General features: G+C 58.0%; 1 protein-coding gene. It reads right to left on the minus strand.

The window, feature by feature from the left end; genetic code table 11:
• Positions 1–53: 53 nt before the first annotated feature.
• On the minus strand, positions 54–533 hold a 480-nt coding region (locus tag ACCQ08_RS26055), incomplete at its 5' end, for a hypothetical protein (RefSeq protein WP_373451387.1).

Here is a 533-nt window from a genome sequence, read left to right on the forward strand (position 1 = left end):
GGCCCTGGGAACGGTGGCAATTGGGGGTCAATAGGAGGTACTGGAGTTGCCATTTAGACAATCCCTTTCACAAAGATGTTGGCCTTGGTAATGGCCTGGTTCTCAGGCGACAGATCCGAAGTCACAAAACCGACCGAGCTGAGATAGCGAAACTTTTCCTGCCGGCTCGCAAACACTGAAACGGGCGTGTCCTTGAGCTGCACCAGCGCTGACCAGATGCGGTTTGCGTCCTCGGGATTGATTGCAACGGGAAGCGTCAGATTCGTGGCACTGCCGCGCGGGACCTGCCGGTATCGCCCATCCACCCCTTCTGTCCTGGTGGTGTAGTTCACGACTTCTGCCCGCGCCGTGTACAGAACACCAGGCCGCCCCGTGAACAGGCCCATAGTCACCCATGAACCAATCGAGAAGAAACCCACGCCTACATCGTCTGTCGCACCGCCAGTCACCTCCAGCGTCACCAGCACTCGGGGGCGAAGTGTGATCCCATCCACCCGAAAGCTGGTTACTGGCGTTTTGGGACCATAGAGGTA

The organism is Comamonas sp. SY3 (genome assembly GCF_041730275.1).
Taxonomy (GTDB): domain Bacteria; phylum Pseudomonadota; class Gammaproteobacteria; order Burkholderiales; family Burkholderiaceae_C; genus Comamonas; species Comamonas sediminis.